The following is a 17011-nucleotide window of genomic DNA, read 5'->3' on the forward strand; positions in this document are numbered from 1 at the left end:
TTTCAACAAACCAGTCGAAGTGAGATTTACATGGAATTAGAAGATATTCGTCGAGATTATAGCCTTGGGGGCTTGCGTAGAGCAGATTTACCACAAGAACCTGTTGATTTATTTGAGCTATGGCTTAAACAAGCGGTAGAAGCAAAACTGACAGATCCAACAGCCATGACAGTGGCAACAGTTGATGAGAACGGTCAACCTTTCCAGCGTATTGTACTGTTAAAACATTTTGAACAATCTGGATTTGTGTTTTATACCAATTTAGCTTCTCGAAAGGCACAGCAGTTAGAGCATCATAGTAAGATCTCTCTTCATTTTCCTTGGCACCCTTTAGAGCGTCAAGTTCATATAACAGGAACTGCTGAAAAGCTAAGTGCACTTGAAAATATGAAATACTTCAGTTCAAGGCCTAAGGAAAGCCAAATTGCAGCGTGGGCAAGTAAACAAAGTAGTCGATTAACAGCTCGTGCCGCACTTGAAGGAAAATACTTAGAGCTTAAGCAAAAATTTGCACAAGGTGAGATCCCAATACCAAAGTTCTGGGGCGGCTTTAGAGTTAAAATTGATTCAATTGAGTTTTGGCAAGGAGGGGATCATCGACTTCATGATCGGTTTCTCTATAGTAAAGATCAAGACAAATGGATGATCGACCGTTTAGCGCCATGATCTTGTCGCTTTTCAATTGAAAATAGATAACATAAACGATGATCATAGGATCATCGTTTATGTTTCTTTGAGCCACTCTGAATTTAGTTTCTCTGTATCTCCTAAATAATCAAGTAGCCATTGGATTGCAACCGATTGATTTTTATTATTCCAAGCTAGGCAGCATGGACTTGCTTCAATATGATTTTCAATTTTTTTACTGATTACTTGTTCTGTAGCTAGTAGCCTTTTAGCTCTATGGCTTGGCATAACACCGACACCTAATCCATCAATAAAACATTGCTCTGCACTATGCCAATTAGGAACGATCAAACGACGTTGATTATCTAATTGCCAAGTGGATCTTTTTGGTAAGATCTGAGAAGTATCTTCTAAACAGATTACAGGATATTTAATTAGCTCATGATGAGGGATCTCACCATCATACATTGCCAATGGGTGATTTAGGCCTACAACAAATTCCCAAGCTAGTTCTCCCATTGGACGATAAGAAAAGTCGCCACCGATAGGTATCGTTGCTGTGGCACCAATACCAATATCAGCACGGCCCGTCATCAAGGCATCCCAAACACCATTAAAGACTTCCATAGTTAATTGAAGTTCAATATCAGGAAAGGTCGCATAAAAGTCACGAACGAGTTGGTTGACCCCATTTTCGCGGACTACGTTATCTAGTGCGACTGAAACACTTTGTTGCCACCCATTTGCAACCCTTTGAGTATTAAAGCGAATATCTTCCATCTCTTTGAGCAACTTTCTAGTTTGTTCTACGAAATAACTCCCAGCAGCAGTCAGTTCTACTTTACGATGTAAACGAGTAAACAATGTGACGTTTAATCGTTCTTCAACGGATTTAATTGTATAGCTAATAGCACTTGGAACTTTATGTAACTCATCTGCTGCATGGCTAAAGCTGCCTAGTCTAGCCACTGATTCTATAGCAATTAGTTCATTATAAGAAAACATAACCCTCCTGATGCATGATTAATCACATCAAATTATTTGATGTAAAGTGCAAATTATATCGTTTCACAAGAGTAGCAATTAACTAATAGAATGCAATGGATATTAATAATATGTTCACGTTTGGAGAAGAACATGGAAAATAAAAAACAATCTATTCCATATATTTGGTTAGCTGGCTTAAGTATGCTGGGCTTTTTAGCAACTGATATGTATTTACCTGCTTTTGATATCATTCGTGGTGATCTAGCAACAACAGAAAGTATGATTGGTTTAACCCTAAGTATCTTCTTGTTAGGTATGGCTATTGGTCAACTTTTTTATGGGCGTTTAACTCAAAGTTTAGGTACAAAAAAGTCATTAATTATCGGTTTAAGTATCTTTGCAATCAGTAGTTTAGTTGCCTCATTTTCGACCAGTGTAGAAATGTTACTTGTTGCTCGTTTCTTTCAGGCATTAGGTGCATGTAGTGCCAATGTAATTTGGCAAGCAATGGTTATTCAGCGTTATGATGCAAAAACATCACAACGTATTTTTGCAACTATTATGCCTTTGGTTGCTTTATCTCCTGCATTAGCCCCTTTATTAGGAGCCGCGATTGAAAAGTTCTACGGTTGGTCAATGATCTTCGTAACATTAACGATTATTGGTGTTGGCTTAGCAGTAAGAACTGTTGCAGATAAAGAACCAAAACAAGAGAAAGCAACATCAGGAAAAACCATTACTTTTCGTGATGTTATCAAGTCAAAAAAATTCACAGGAAATATGCTCATCTATGCAGCAAGCTCTGCGATCTTTTTTGCTTGGTTAACTGGTTCTCCGTTTGTTATGACTCAAATGGGTTATTCAGGCGCTGATATCGGCTTAAGCTATGTACCACAAACAATCGCATTTATTGTAGGTGGTTATGGTTGTCGCTGGGCCTTAGAACGTTTTGATGGACAGCAAGTACTACCTTGGTTATTAAAACTTTCTACAGCGAGTGTAGTAACGGTATTTTTAGTGTCATGGAGAATGGATGTTTCATCAATCATTCCGATGTTAATCCCATTTTGTTTCTTAGCTGCGGCAAATGGTGCTATTTATCCAATCGTTGTTAATAATGCTTTAATAGATTTTAAAGAAGGAAGTGCAGTTGCTTCTGGATTACTTAATTTCTTACAAATGCTGTTTTGTGTTGCAGCAAGTGCAATGGTATCAAGTATTAGTTATTTAGGTGGCATCTCAATGGGTGGTATTATGTTATTACAGTTAGTTTTCTTGTTCATTGGTGCTGTTATGGTATTTAAAGCACATCAAGAAGAGAAAATGGTTTTAGCTGAACAATAAATTCCTTCTTAATACATAGCCCTAAAATACATTAATGGTTTTTATTAAGTCAGTAGTGCCAACTGCTGGCTTTTTTAGTGGTCGAGCATGACGTTGTTCTAGGAGGTGAAAGCTTTCTACGGTTTCAGTCGAAGAAAGGTGTCACTGTGAGATGCAATCTGAAGGAAGTAAATGGCAAAACATGTGGTGACACATCGTTACAAAGTACCCATCTCTACCATAGATAGTATCTCCTTGAAAGGAAGTATATGTTCACAACTAAATGTGGTCGTCAAATAGATCCTTTAATTGATTAAAAAATGCTACCCACGAACCTTGGATGGTAGATAGGTGATATTCCATGTAAATACTTGGTTTGGCTCTGTTGTTGTATAGCTAATCGGTCTAGCTTTCTTTTGGCTATTTTTCTAAGCATTAGTAATGCTGCTGTTTCAGCCAGTACCTTTTCTTTATATCGAAGCTTTTTTTTAGCTCTTTTATTTCAAGTGCCTGCTTTTTTGTTTCGGCTTCAATTTCTTTTTTAGACTTGAATTCCTGTATGCATTCACTTTGCCAAGTTTGAATCTACTAAGGGAATAACCCTTTTTCTCGGCAGTACTGGCTAAGTTCATTCTCAGTCATGGAATATGTTTCAGTAATGACGGCAAGCTTGGTTTGAGCAGACTATAGCTCTGATGTTGTATGAATATTTGGCACAGTGGTTCCCGATTCTCTGAGTTGTTTTCGCCAATAATACAGGGTTACTTTACTAATGCCTTCTTCTTTCGAAAGTTCAGTTACTGACATAGAGTGTGGCGGTCATAACTTCTTTAATACAGCATCTTTTTTTCAACAGAATAATAAGTCAGATGATCCTTACGCCGCCCTAAACTGGTTAAATTTTAACAGTAATAACTATTCTGCCAGAGGGGGAAGCTGATACCTTTCATCATGCTATCGTTACAGGTGGCGGAACTAATTGTGTTAAATTATGGGTCAACACAATGCATGGGACTTACCATGCAATAAACAAGTAACATCTTCCTTGTTCTTTGGGAGAGTTTTGTTTTAAGTTCGATAGACAATTCAATCCTTAAAAAGATGTTTGAAAAGCTTATTTGCTCAAGTATTCAAACTGCACCGATGCCAGAGCGGGTGTTTAAATTGGCTGAGTCTCGGAGATAATCAGGAGCATTATTGATAATAATGCCATTTCTATTGTCTTAATTATCAATACCTTACAAGTGTTCGTCATTTTTGCTAGTAATTATTATTTATAAGGATTAAAGCGTGAAGTCTATTCCATTTTCTAATTATTTAATATTATTTAATATTATTTTAGTTATTCTCAAACGAGATTTTAAAACTAATTAATTTTTGGAATATTACTATGTTGAAAAAAACTCTTGCTATAACAACTATATCACTTATATTTTCGTCAAATGTATTTGCTAAAGTAGATACTTATCCAGCTGGTTCATTTTGTAAGGAAAGTATTTTAAAAAAAAATACCGCAGTTAATAAATTTATAACGTCAAACAGTAATTTTGATAATGCTATGAAGCGTGTAGTTACAGAGCAAGTAGGTGCAGATATTCAAGGTTATGGTTTTTTATATAATCCATCATTTGAAAGAAGCTCACGTGAATTTGTGTGTAATATTCCATTAAATGATGATGTTGGTAAATTTAAGCTTAACCTGCATGCTGAGCTTAATAATATGAAACCAGGTCGTCCTGGGGGATGTTCTTTCGCAAAAATTCGACGTGTTAATGATGGCGCAGGTTGGAAAGTTTTTTCTTACGGACTTTCTGGTGGTTTTACTTGGACTGATTTAACTCAAAATGGAGGTTTTGTTCATTATTCACAATATATTGATAATAAATATGAACGTTCTACTTCTCTTCAAGTAAAATGTCGTACGACTTCAGATCAAGGTTCAATTTTATTACACCATATTGAATTAGAATATTAATTACAAATGAATGATAGATGAATTAGTTATCATTATTAATTCATCTATTGTTATTTACTTTACTCTTTTTTTAATAACCGGTTCAATATCAATGTCATAACCCGTGAATGTTATTTTACTTGGACTATACTCACGCTTAGTCACTAAGTGTTCATTATTAAACTTAATTTCTACTCTTGGAAACATTTTGTTAGTAACAAAAATATGATTCTGTTTTAGTCCTGAATCAAACGCATGTTCTTCAAGCTCTAATAGTGCCCTTACCTTTACTAACTCTTGCTCTGTTTTCGTCTTAGAGTGAAGAATTTTTTCGGCAATTTCGCTTGGTTGCTTATCGATATTAATTTGAGTAATCTTATCAATAGTATCATTTAATGATTGGTACTGTTTTTTTAATTGGTGTATGTTTTTTTTGTCTACTGAGAAGTTTTGAAAAGCTTGAACTTTAGTATAAGCGCCGCCTTCAATACCTAAATTTGCTGTTTTTATATAATGGCTAGCAATTACACTACCACCGCTAATTGTTCCATTCTTTCCTGCTTTGTCTGTAACGGCAATAAAAGTACGAGAATTTAAAGAACAATGATTGGCAAGTAGCAATAGATTGATTTCTTTATCTGCAGTTAAGCATGAATGCTGTGCTAATTTAGCGCTAATAGAACCTTTTGCCATAATAGTACAACTTAATTCACCATCGTCATGAGGCTGATGGCCAATAATACCATTAGCAACAGAAATGTCTTCATGAGCAATAACTTCAGCATTTTCAATAAAACCACCGACAGTTATACTGCCTGTTGCCTGCACTTTCATACCTGCTTCGATGTCATTTTCAACAAAGATACTACCTTCAAATGAGATATGACCGGTAGTGACATCGATAGCTTTTAGTTTTAAAAGATTATCAACACCGACACCATCTTTATGAATGATAGGCATTCCATCAATACTGGATAGTAATACATTACAATCATGTTCTGAAATAATAGAACCAGCATATACTTTTAGTGGGATCTCTTCCCCTGGTATTGCAGGAATTGACTTACCTGTAATCGTTAGACCATCAGCCCCTTTTGTTGCAGGAATGCGTTTTATTAAAGGCACGCCTTTTTTTACGGTTATAAAGTCACCTAAATCACGCATATCAACAAGACCATCATCTTGTATTTTTGGTTGTAAAATGCGTTTTTTTACATCAGGAACAAGCGGTAAGAAATTTGCATTATTACCTGGAACGGGAGCTTTGCCAATAGCTATGGTAGCGGTATAAGATTCACCTGGCTTAAGATCTCTATTTGTTAATAAAAGGGATTTAAGTGTTTCTTTTTGAACCCCTTTTATTATCGAATGTTCTGTTAATGCTGCAATGATCGCTGGGCCTCGTAAATGAGAACCACCATAAGCCCCTGTTATTATCATAGTGGCTGATAATTCAGATTCATCGATTTCGATTGAAAGTTGAGTATCTAAACGTTGAGCAATAATGGTTTCATTTAGTTTTAAAAAATCACCAGAACTAATAGCAGTAATTACCGCTTCTATATCTAGATCATATAAATAAAAATCTTGAGCCCCTAGAGTATGTAGCGCATCAATAAGGTCTTGCTTATTTAGTGGCTGAGTAATAATAATATCGCCAGTAGCAATAAATTTGACAATAGATTGGTCTTCTGATAATGACAAACATTTATCAATCATCACGGCTCCCTAAATAAACATATGAATGGCATTTTTACAATCACCTTACCACTTATATGGTATGCGGTACATAGTGTAATGCTCATATTGTAAATAAGATCACTATTTATAAATTACCCATTGAGCTTCCCTATTAATTCTAATACCTCAAAATAAGGCTGAGATTCAAATTTAGCGAAGCCTTGCATCTTATTTGCTTTAATTTTTGTGGTTAATGGTGTTGGAATACCACATAAAAAACGAGCAAAAACGGCATTAGCTAATGGTTCTTTACTGTTGTTTTGTAACTCTTGACACCAGAGTTTCACTTGCTCGTCATCAGTAATAAAATGAGTATTATTTCTTGGTAATACAGCGGCTTCTGAACGACATGCAGAGCAGTGGTCACACTTTTCAGGAGCATTAAAATCTGCAAAATAACGAGCTAATTCATAGCTTAAACAGGTAGTTGTTCCAAAAAAATCAAGCATAGAATGAATTCGGTTTATTTCATTCTGTTCTTTATTTTTAAATAATAAATGCAACTCTTGAGATAACACATGTATACTCTCCATTTTATTAATAACTTGATAAACTTCAGTAACTTGTTTACTTTCAAGCTCAATCCAACCCTGTTCGTGAAAATAATCTAATGCTGAAACGACGCGTTTACGTTCACCTCGATAGCCTATCCACAACGCATCGAAATCAACCGTGTGCCAGGTTTTTGCTTTTGGAGAGCATTGAAAAATTGTTGAGACAAACTGTTGACGTTCTGTTTGGAATTTTCCAATAATATCATTGATTGGAATTAAGCTTTTGAAGCGATAATCTGCATAATAGCTGTATTTAGCTTGAATGATCTTTTTGAGTTCTAAATAGACGAATAAGGTTTTTAGTGGCAATTGACGGACATTGCTCTCTTTAGATAAGCGTAATAATTGGGTTTCCCATGTATCTGAAGATTTGTAAATATCATCCAGTACATATTGAATCGCTTCTCTATCAGGTGTATCACCATAAATAAAGTTTTCTAAGACATTAAGCCCTGATGTATTAGCAAGGACAGTACAAAATGAAGGAGCACCATCGCGGCCGGCTCGGCCTATTTCTTGAGAGTAGTTTTCAATAGATTTAGGTAAATCAAAATGGATGACTTGACGAATATCTGATTTATCGACTCCCATACCAAATGCAATGGTGGCAACAATACAATTAATTTCACCATTCATGAATTGATTTTGGATAGATTCTCTGATGTCGTGTTTTAATCCGGCATGATAGGCTTTTGCTTGGATACCATTACCTTGTAGCCATTGAGCCACATTTTCAGCTGTTTGTTGCAAGGTGACATAAATAATACTTGGTTGTTCTGGTTTTTGTTTTAGTGTCGCAAACAGTGCTGACCGTTTTTGTTCTTCTTCTACAGGGATAATTGAAATATCCAAATTAGGGCGATAGAAGCCAGTAATTACAATATCGTCTTTTTCGATTTTGAATTTTTTACTCATGTCTTCAATAACGGCTGGGGTTGCTGTTGCTGTCAAAAGTAAAACATGAGGAATGTTTAATGCTTCTCTATCTTGAGGAAGCTTAAGATAATCGGGTCTAAAGTTATGACCCCATTCAGAGATACAGTGTGCTTCATCCACCACTAATAGAGAGATATTAATTTGAGCGATGAATTGTCGAAAACGTTCATTCTTCAAACGCTCAACAGAGATCATTAAAATCTTAATTTCCCCGCTTCTAACGCCTTGTAAGATGGCTTGGGTCTCTTCACGGGTTTGAGTCGAGTCAATTGATGCGGCGGCAATGCCTTTGCTTTTTAAAAATGAAATCTGATCTTTCATCAAAGCAAGTAAAGGAGAGATAACCAAAGTAAGGTTTGGTAATAAAAGTGCTGGTAATTGATAGCATAAAGACTTTCCAGAACCGGTTGGAAAGATGGCAGCAGACGAATGACCATTAAGTACTTTTTCAATAACTTGTTGCTGACCTCCTCTAAGGGAATCAAAACCAAATATGTCTTTTAATGTCTGCTGATATGTCATTAGTAATCTACCTTTTTTCTCATACTTTTAGTTTGGCCGCGTTGTGTTTTATTATCGACGCGTTTGCGTTGAGAGTTGCGTGTTGGTTTCGTCTCTCGACGTGCTTTTTGAGTCTCTGCTGCCGATTGAATTAATTCTTTTAAGCGTTCAAGTGCATTCTCACGATTTTTTTCTTGAGTTCTAAATTGCTGTGCCTTGATAACAATAACCCCTTCTTTTGTGATACGACTATCTTTCATTTTTAATAGACGCTCTTTATAGAATGCAGGTAACGTTGATCGTGCAATATCAAATCGTAGATGAATAGCGCTTGAGACCTTATTCACATTCTGACCACCAGCTCCTTGTGCTCGGATTGCCGTTAATTCAATTTCCCAATCTGCTAATTGAACCTGATTTGAAATGGTTAACATATAATAAACCTATGCTCGTTGTTCTAATAGAGGGTATACTATCAGTTAGCGTCAATGCGCACCATTTTCAATACAAAGGTAACTTCATGAGTGTAAAAGAAGAACTGCAAAAAATTCATAACCGTCTAGATCGTTGTAAGCACCGTTTAGATGCTGCACAAAAGCGTGACGATCAACCAGTCGTTAAACAGTTTTTGCATGAAATCCAAACGCTAGAAAAGAAAATCGTAAAATTAAATGGTAAAAAGCAGTTTGAGACAGGTAACAAAGGAACAGAAGTTCGTAATCTTGAGTTCAAACGTGCGATTACTAAAGCAGAACAAGCTGATATGGGTAAACTGAAAAAATCGGTTCGCGGTTTAGTTGTTATTCACCCAATGACGGCACTTGGTAAAGAATTAGGCCTGAAAGAAATGACGGGCTATGCACCACAAGCGTTCTAATTAGCGATTAATTTCTAAATTAACAGAAAGCATCAAATGTTATTCATTTGGTGTTTTTTTTTTGATAATTTGTTTTTTAAATTAGTTTATTACATGCAATACGATAAAAAGTGTTTTGGCGCTCTTATTATGTGGTTCTTCACTTTACTCGGTATGACATTCTGTTAGTATGAAATGTCATTGTAATTGAATAAGTAATAATTATGAAAGCGAATACACTTATAGATAGTAAGCATGCAACTCGTACCTGTTGTTTTCTTTTTCTTGTTTTTTTTGTTGTCATTTTTTGGAGTTTCGCTCAAGAAAATAAAAGATTATTTATCCAAGATAAAATGCTCGTTGGACGTTCACTTGAAGAGCTAACTAACATTTTAAAGTCACTTGATTATAACATTTCAGCGTTATACGAACTCGATCGTGACTTTGAGATGACTAACATATCGAAAGTAGTTAATGATACTTGTTATTTTGTAAATGACTGAAGTAAGAGTAGTCCAGATCTGATTAAAAATGATTTTGTTTTTGCCGGTCCAATCGGCATGTGTGATCCAAATAGCAAATTAAATCATGAGGCATTGGCACGTATGAAAATTGCTCCCTCAATGGCGTACTTTGCTGGAAAAGTAGACAACATTGCCAGTGTGTATTTTATCTCAACAGAAAAATATTTAATCTCATCGCCTGCTGATTACGCCTATAGTGTGCAAGCAAATGCATTTGATGAAGTAATATATAATCGCCCTTATTGGTCAAATACGCTTAAATATGGTGAAGAAGGGTTAAATGATCGCATTGTTTACACTGGTGAGTATCAAGATATTTTAACAGGGAAGCCTGTTTTTACATTAACTACTGGACTCTATATTAAAGGTGAATTTAAAGGAATTTTAGGTATTGATATATTGGTCGATACCTTATTAGATGTAAGTAAAGAAGGTTACCAAATTACTAATGAGATAGGCCAGAATAAATTAGGGTTACTTACTTTTAGTAAATCTAAACCGATATTAGTTAATAATTCCGAAACAGGATTGTTTTTAACCATTAATGAGTCTAGACCTGAGCATTTATTGCATATTTTTGAAAACAGTTATGTGGGGATTATTGTATTTATCTCTAGCTTTGTTGTTTCTATTTTATTGATCCATTTTCAATATCTTAGAGCAGATAACAGCGCACTTATACTAACGTCGATGACAGATTTGTTAACAGGTTTACTAAATCGCCGTGGATTTGTGCACCAAATGGAGCATGTTGTTTCTGATAACTATGTTGGGATTGCTATTTTTGATATTGATAACTTCAAATCAATCAATGACATTTATGGTCATGAAGCGGGTGATGAAGCGCTTATCCATCTTGCTCGTATAATGAAAAATTCATTGAGAGGTAAAGATATGGTATCTCGATTTGGTGGTGAAGAATTTGTACTGATGATTAACGCAAATACGGAAGACCAAATAAGAGCAGTATTAGAGCGAATTCGCCGAGCGATAGAGTCTGCACCTTGTACATTAAAAAATGGTGGTGATATCCATATGACGGTCTCTTGTGGAGCAATTGTAATGTCTACAATGAATGGGACAAGGAATGTTGCGGATATTTGGGCTGAGCATGAATTAAAGCAAGCTGATAATTTGTTGTATAAAGCTAAGCAGCAGGGTAAGAATCAAGTTTGTGTTGTTTAGTACCCCGTCAGTGTAATTAAAAGCAGAAATAGCCATGATTTCGATAAGAGCATGGCTATTTTTTTAAGTAATTGTCAGACACATCGGCTATGATGGCGGCTATTATTCATTATCAGTAAACTTACATGACTTATTCTAACTCAGCTCCTAAAAAAACACAGATGCATCCTCGTAATAAACATAATGCAAAGTATGATTTTCCTGCATTAATTGCGACGTCTCCTGAACTGAAAGCATTTGTTGAAACGAATCAATATGGTAATGAATCAATCAACTTTTCAGATCCTCTTGCTGTTAAAGCATTGAACAAAGCACTGTTGGCGCATTTCTATGATGTACCATTTTGGGATATTCCAGAAGGCTACTTATGCCCACCAATTCCTGGACGTGCTGACTACATTCATAACATTGCTGATTTACTTGCAATCACTAATGAAGGTGAGATCCCAACAGGTAAAAATGTTCGCGGTTTAGACATCGGTGTTGGTGCTAACTGCGTGTACCCTATCATTGGTCACCGTGAATACAAATGGAACTTTGTTGGTTCTGATATTGATGTTCAAGCACTAAAAATGGCGTCGTTCATTGCGAACAATAACCCAAGTCTGAAGAAGGGCATTGAGTGTCGTCAGCAAAAAAATGAAGAGAATATCTTTAGAGGTGTTATTAAGCCACAAGATGAATTTGCGTTCACTATGTGTAACCCTCCGTTCCATGCATCAGAAGAAGAAGCAACAGCAGGATCTGAGCGTAAGCAACAGAATTTAGCGACAAACAAATCGAAGAAAGGTCACGCTTACAATGAATTAAAAGGTGTGAAAAAACTTAACTTTGGTGGCCAAAAAGCGGAACTTTGGTGTGAGGGTGGTGAGCTTGGCTTCATTACTCAAATGGCGAAAGAAAGCTGTGAATTTGCACTTCAAGTTCAATGGTTTACAACATTAATTTCTAAGAAAGAAAACGTAGAAGCTCTTTACCAAGAGTTGGCACGATTAGGTGTAAAAACCATTAAAACTGTTGATATGGCTCAAGGCCAGAAAATCAGCCGTTTTGTTGCATGGACATTCCAAGCGAATGTAAATTTGTAAGCTTTTAGGTATCGATTAAATGTAATAACTATCAATGAGTTAGTTATAAATCGTTTCTAAATTTGACTCAACGTAAATTACAGACACATTCAGTAACAATCTCTGTGATTTAACATTAATAATTTCAATCATTTAGCTGTCAGAATACACAGAATCCGACAGTTAAATGGTTATTTTATGAAATCAAAAACTCTTCTTGCTTCTTTAATTAGCGCAGCTTTACTTGTAGGTTGTAGTGATGAAGCTACGACTAAAACAGCTCCTCAAGCACCTCTTGTTGCTACTCATACCGTTGAGTCCATTCAATATCAACAAGGCAAAACCTATATTGGTCGTATTGAAGCAATGGAAGATGCCTCTATTGTTGCTCACGTTTCTGGCTACATTCAGTCTCGTTCGTTCAAAGAAGGCCAGATGGTCAATAAGGGCGATGTTTTATTTCAAATAGATCCTTCTTCTTTCCAAGCCCAAGTTGCTAATGCTAAAGCGGGTATTACTCAAGCTAATGCAGCATTAAAGAAAGCACAACTTGATTTTAAACGTGGTAAAAATCTACTACCAAAAGGTAATATTAGCCAAGCTGAATTTGATGGTTTAACGGCTCAATTACTCAGTGGTGAAGCACAAGTTGAATCGGCTAAAGCACAATTAAACCTTGCTGAGGTTAATCTTTCATATACGACTATCGTTGCACCATTCTCTGGCCGTATCAGCGATAGTAAAGTCAGTATTGGTGATCTTGTTTCTTCTGCTTCTGGTCCATTAACGACCTTAGTTAGCTTAGACCCAATCCAAACTCGTTTTACTATTAGTGAGCGTGAGCGTTTATTGATGGGAATTGATCAAGTTAAAGGCGATGGTACTGGAGCATCAAATCAAGTTGAGGTGGTACTGAATCTTGAGAACGATAAAGAATATAATCATTTAGGTAAGATTGATTATATTGGTAACCGTATCGATCAAACTACAGGTACATTAACCCTCCGAGCGTTGGTTCAAAACCCTGATTTTACATTACTTCCAGGTCAACATATCAACGTAAATTTGCGTGAAAAGAAACCAACAAACGTAGTGGTCACGCCACGTCGTGCTGTACAAAGTGATCTAGAGGGCAGCTTTGTTATGGTATTAACGGAAGGGAATATAGCAGAAAGACGTAATGTAACCTTGGGTAAGCAGTTGCCAGAAGGTGTGATTATTAGTTCTGGTTTAGAAGCAAACGAGCAAGTGTTAGTTAAAGGATTACAACGTGTTCGAAATGGTGTTCAGGTTCGTTTAGAAAATACGGAGTCTTAATATGTTAAGTCGTTTTTTTATACAACGTCCTAAATTTGCTCTGGTTATTTCTATTATCCTCACTCTTGCCGGAGCGATTGCATTAGCTATTCTTCCTGTGGCGGAATATCCAAAAATTAGCCCGCCTTCAGTGAGCGTAAATGCGTACTACACAGGGGCAAGTGCAGAGGTGGTAGAGCAAGCTATTGCTGATCCGATAGAAACCTCGGTCAACGGCGTTGAAAACATGATTTATATGTCTTCTAAAAGTGCCAATGACGGGTCGTACTCTCTGAACGTGACCTTTGATGTGGGTACTGACCCAGACATGGCTCAGGTTAACGTTCAGAACCGCGTGGCACAGATAGAATCTAAATTGCCACAAGAAGTACGTATGGTGGGCGTGACAGTTAAGAAGCGTTCGCCTGACTTGTTAATGGTGCTGAACTTCTATTCTCCTGATGGAAAATACGATGATCAGTTCTTGGTTAACTACGTAAACTTGAACATTAAAGATCAGTTAGCACGGGTTACTGGAATAAGTGAAGTTGGGGTTATTGGTGGTGGTGAATACGCAATGCGTGTTTGGCTAGATCCTGACAAAATGACCAACTTAGGATTAACCACCTCTGATGTTCAGGCTGCATTAGCAGAGCAAAACGTGCAAGTTGCTGCGGGTAAAATTGGTGCAGCACCTTATGCCAGCGCACAAGATGTTCAATTTAACCTAGTAACAAAAGGACGTTTAGAGTCGGTTGAAGAGTTTGAAAATGTGGTACTTCGTGCCAATAATGACGGCTCATCAGTTTATCTAAAAGACATTGCTCGTGTTGAACTAGGTAAAAAATTCTACGATGGTAATGGTCAATTTAGAGGTCAAGATGCGTCTATCGTAACGCTTTCTCTGCAATCGGATGCAAACGCATTGGAAAGTGGTAAAGCGGTGATGGAGATGCTAGATAAACTCAGCGTAACCTTCCCTGAAGGTATGGCGTATGAAACTAGTTATGACACCACCTTGTTTGTTGCAGAATCAATTAAAGGGGTTATTAAAACACTAATTGAAGCGATTTTATTAGTAATTGCGGTAACGTATCTGTTCTTAGGCAGCGCACGTGCAACCTTAATTCCTGTCGTCGCAATCCCAGTCTCGTTAATCGGTACGTTTGCTGTGATGTTAATGACCGGGTTTACCATTAACACAGTAACGTTGTTTGGTTTAATTCTGGCGATTGGTATTGTGGTGGATGACGCCATTTTGGTTATCGAAAACGTTGATACCATCATGAAGCGTGATCCTTCATTAAGCCCTAGAAAAGCCACTTTAATGGCAATGAAAGAAGTAACTGGCCCAATCATAACCTCTACCTTGGTTCTACTTGCAGTATTTATCCCTGTAGCAATGCTACCGGGTATTACGGGAATCATGTATCGTCAGTTCGCATTAACTATTTGTATTGCGGTAATCATCTCATCGATTAATGCCTTAACATTGTCTCCTGCATTGTGTTCTTTGGTGCTAAAACAAGGTGGAGATAATACCGCTCGTTGGTTTAAAGCGTTCAACCGTGGCTTAGATAACGTTACTAATAAATATGGTGATATTGCGGGCTTCTTTGTTCGAAAAACAATGATCTTAATGATGTTCTTTGCTGTGGCTCTTGGCTCGGTAACTTACCTTGCGAAAAACACCTCAACGGCATTTGTTCCTCAAGAAGATAAAGGGATCTTATTGGTTAATGTGCAGTTGCCAGATTCAGCGTCGTTATCTCGTACTGAAGAAGTGTCTGCAAAATTGCTAGAGATAGTAGAGCAAGAGCAGGGTGTTGATGGCGTTACTATTGCTAATGGTTATGCGTTCTTAACGGGAGCTGCAGCCTCTAATGGTGCTTCTTTATTTATCAAATTAAAGCCTTGGGATGTTCGTAATGAGATGGAGGGAGATAACTCTTCATTCGCCATTACCAATCGCATTAACGGTCGTGCTGCAATGGAGTTACCAGAAGCGGTTGTCTTCGCAATGGGTGCGCCAGCAGTTCCGGGTATGGGCGCGGCCTCTGGTTTTGAATTTGTACTGGAAGATACACTAGGTCGTAATCGTACCGATTTAGCTAACGTAATGAATGAAGTGATCCAGACTGCCAATCAGCAGCCTGAAATTCAATATACATTCAGTACCTTCCGTGCCAATGTTCCGCATTACTATGTGGATATTGATCGCGAAAAAGCTAAGCAACTAGGGGTTTCATTAGGTTCTATTTTCCAAACGCTGCAAGGCAATTTGGGGTCGATGTACGTTAATGATTTCACTATGTTTGGTAAGAACTTCCGCGTAACAATGCAAGCGGACAGTGAGTACCGTAGCAGTATGGATGATTTGGATAAATTCCACGTGCGTGCAAGCTCTGGTCAAATGGTACCACTAAGTACACTGGTTACTTATGACACGGTATTTGAACCTGATGTAGCGTGGCGTTATAACATGTATCGTTCAGCAGTCATTCAAGGCCAACCAGCTGAAGGTTATTCAAGTGGTGATGCAATTGCTGCAATGGAGCGTGTTGCCGCTGAGGTGCTTCCTCATGGTTACCAATACGAGTGGACAGGCATGGCTTACCAAGAAGTAAAAGCGGGTAACCAAGCGATTTATGCGTTCGCCTTAGCGCTGATCTTCATCTATTTGTTTATGGTGGCACAATATGAGAGTTGGAGTATTCCTCTGGCGATTATTCTTGTGGTTCCGGTTGCAACGTTAGGTTCCTTTGTTGCCTTGAATTTAGCAGGAATGCCATTGAATCTATACGCTCAAATTGGTTTGGTTCTCTTAATCGCACTGGCAGCTAAAAATGCGATTTTGATTGTGGAATTTGCTAAAAATGAGCGAGAAGAGAAAGAAACTGATTTAGATAACGCATCGGTGAATGGTGGCCGTTTACGATTCCGCGCGGTAAACATGACATCGTGGTCATTCATCTTAGGTATTTTGCCATTGGTATTTGCATCGGGTGCTGGTTACATCAGTCAAAACTCACTAGGCGTGTCACTGATTGGCGGCTTATTGTGTGTGTTATTGGTAGGTACGCTACTTATCCCTGGTTTCTATGCCATGGTACAGCGTCGTCGTGAGAAACTCCATGGCGGCAGTACTAAGCTAGTTCACATTGATGATGAGTAATGTGATAAGAAGTGAATATATTAAACGATAAGTAATAACATTCAAAAGGACTTCATGGGTAATGCCGTTCACTTAAGGTGAGCGGCATTCTTTTTTCTAGGGGGCTAGATTGTCAAAAGAATAATCTTTCGAGATTTAGATAAAACAACATTAATAATTAGGCTGCGATGCGGCCATCAATTAAATACTGAGAGCTGACAAACTGATCATTCTTCATGATCAAAGTCTCAAACCCTAAAACCAATGCTGGAAAGCGACGTCGATATCAGTTAAATAAACTCTCGCA

General features: G+C 37.3%; 13 protein-coding genes and 1 pseudogene. 10 read left to right on the forward strand and 4 right to left on the reverse strand.

What is annotated here, in order from left to right; all coding sequences use genetic code 11:
- Positions 1–30 precede the first annotated feature (30 nt).
- Positions 31–666: a pyridoxamine 5'-phosphate oxidase gene (gene pdxH, locus ACU5DF_RS05445; RefSeq protein WP_446712098.1), complete on the forward strand. Its 636-nt coding sequence runs from the start codon at positions 31–33 to the stop codon at positions 664–666.
- A gap of 57 nt (positions 667–723) precedes the next feature.
- Here the strand turns inward: pdxH and punR are convergent, their stop codons facing one another.
- Entirely contained in the window at positions 724–1632 is a 909-nt protein-coding gene (gene punR / locus ACU5DF_RS05450; protein ID WP_045104478.1) for a DNA-binding transcriptional activator PunR, read from the reverse strand.
- A gap of 132 nt (positions 1633–1764) precedes the next feature.
- Here punR and punC point away from each other — a divergent pair, with 132 nt between their 5' ends.
- The 3 genes and pseudogenes from punC (at position 1765) to ACU5DF_RS05465 (ending at position 4912) form a co-directional block, all read left to right on the forward strand.
- Entirely contained in the window at positions 1765–2958 is a 1194-nt protein-coding gene (gene punC / locus ACU5DF_RS05455) for a purine nucleoside transporter PunC (protein WP_446712099.1), read from the forward strand.
- A gap of 911 nt (positions 2959–3869) precedes the next feature.
- A pseudogene (locus ACU5DF_RS05460) lies at positions 3870–4122 on the forward strand (IS1595 family transposase); the annotation flags it as partial.
- A gap of 205 nt (positions 4123–4327) precedes the next feature.
- Positions 4328–4912, forward strand: coding sequence for a hypothetical protein (locus tag ACU5DF_RS05465; protein ID WP_446712100.1), 585 nt, complete (start codon positions 4328–4330; stop codon positions 4910–4912).
- 54 nt (positions 4913–4966) lie between these two features.
- On the opposite strand, the gene ACU5DF_RS05470 is transcribed toward ACU5DF_RS05465, so the two are convergent.
- The 3 genes from ACU5DF_RS05470 to arfB form a co-directional block, all read right to left on the reverse strand.
- Positions 4967–6610: a flagellar assembly protein A gene (locus tag ACU5DF_RS05470; protein ID WP_446712101.1), complete on the reverse strand. Its 1644-nt coding sequence runs from the start codon at positions 6608–6610 to the stop codon at positions 4967–4969.
- Between the two features lie 113 nt (positions 6611–6723).
- Positions 6724–8643 carry a RecQ family ATP-dependent DNA helicase gene (locus ACU5DF_RS05475; protein ID WP_446712102.1) on the reverse strand — a complete coding sequence of 640 codons (1920 nt, stop codon included), beginning with the start codon at positions 8641–8643 and terminating at the stop codon, positions 6724–6726.
- Positions 8643–9056 carry an alternative ribosome rescue aminoacyl-tRNA hydrolase ArfB gene (arfB, locus tag ACU5DF_RS05480; protein ID WP_446712103.1) on the reverse strand — a complete coding sequence of 138 codons (414 nt, stop codon included), beginning with the start codon at positions 9054–9056 and terminating at the stop codon, positions 8643–8645. The genes ACU5DF_RS05475 and arfB overlap by 1 nt, the downstream gene beginning before the upstream one ends.
- Positions 9057–9142: 86 nt before the next feature.
- On the opposite strand from arfB, the gene ACU5DF_RS05485 reads away from it, so the two are divergent.
- From ACU5DF_RS05485 to ACU5DF_RS05510, 6 genes are all read left to right on the forward strand, one after another.
- Positions 9143–9499 (forward strand): YibL family ribosome-associated protein, encoded by a 357-nt coding sequence (locus tag ACU5DF_RS05485; RefSeq protein WP_446712104.1) that lies wholly within the window; start codon positions 9143–9145, stop codon positions 9497–9499.
- Positions 9500–9702: 203 nt separating this feature from the next.
- Positions 9703–9981 (forward strand): hypothetical protein, encoded by a 279-nt coding sequence (locus ACU5DF_RS05490; RefSeq protein ID WP_446712105.1) that lies wholly within the window; start codon positions 9703–9705, stop codon positions 9979–9981.
- Between the two features lie 102 nt (positions 9982–10083).
- Positions 10084–11187: a sensor domain-containing diguanylate cyclase gene (locus tag ACU5DF_RS05495; protein WP_446712106.1), complete on the forward strand. Its 1104-nt coding sequence runs from the start codon at positions 10084–10086 to the stop codon at positions 11185–11187.
- 125 nt (positions 11188–11312) lie between these two features.
- Positions 11313–12275, forward strand: a complete 963-nt coding sequence (gene rlmF / locus ACU5DF_RS05500) for a 23S rRNA (adenine(1618)-N(6))-methyltransferase RlmF (protein WP_446712107.1) — start codon at positions 11313–11315, stop codon at positions 12273–12275.
- A 177-nt stretch (positions 12276–12452) separates the two neighbouring features.
- Positions 12453–13571: an efflux RND transporter periplasmic adaptor subunit gene (locus ACU5DF_RS05505; protein WP_446712108.1), complete on the forward strand. Its 1119-nt coding sequence runs from the start codon at positions 12453–12455 to the stop codon at positions 13569–13571.
- 1 nt (position 13572) lies between these two features.
- Positions 13573–16725, forward strand: coding sequence for an efflux RND transporter permease subunit (locus ACU5DF_RS05510; RefSeq protein WP_446712109.1), 3153 nt, complete (start codon positions 13573–13575; stop codon positions 16723–16725).
- The last annotated feature ends 286 nt before the right edge of the window (positions 16726–17011 follow it).

The organism is Aliivibrio wodanis (genome assembly GCF_052920805.1).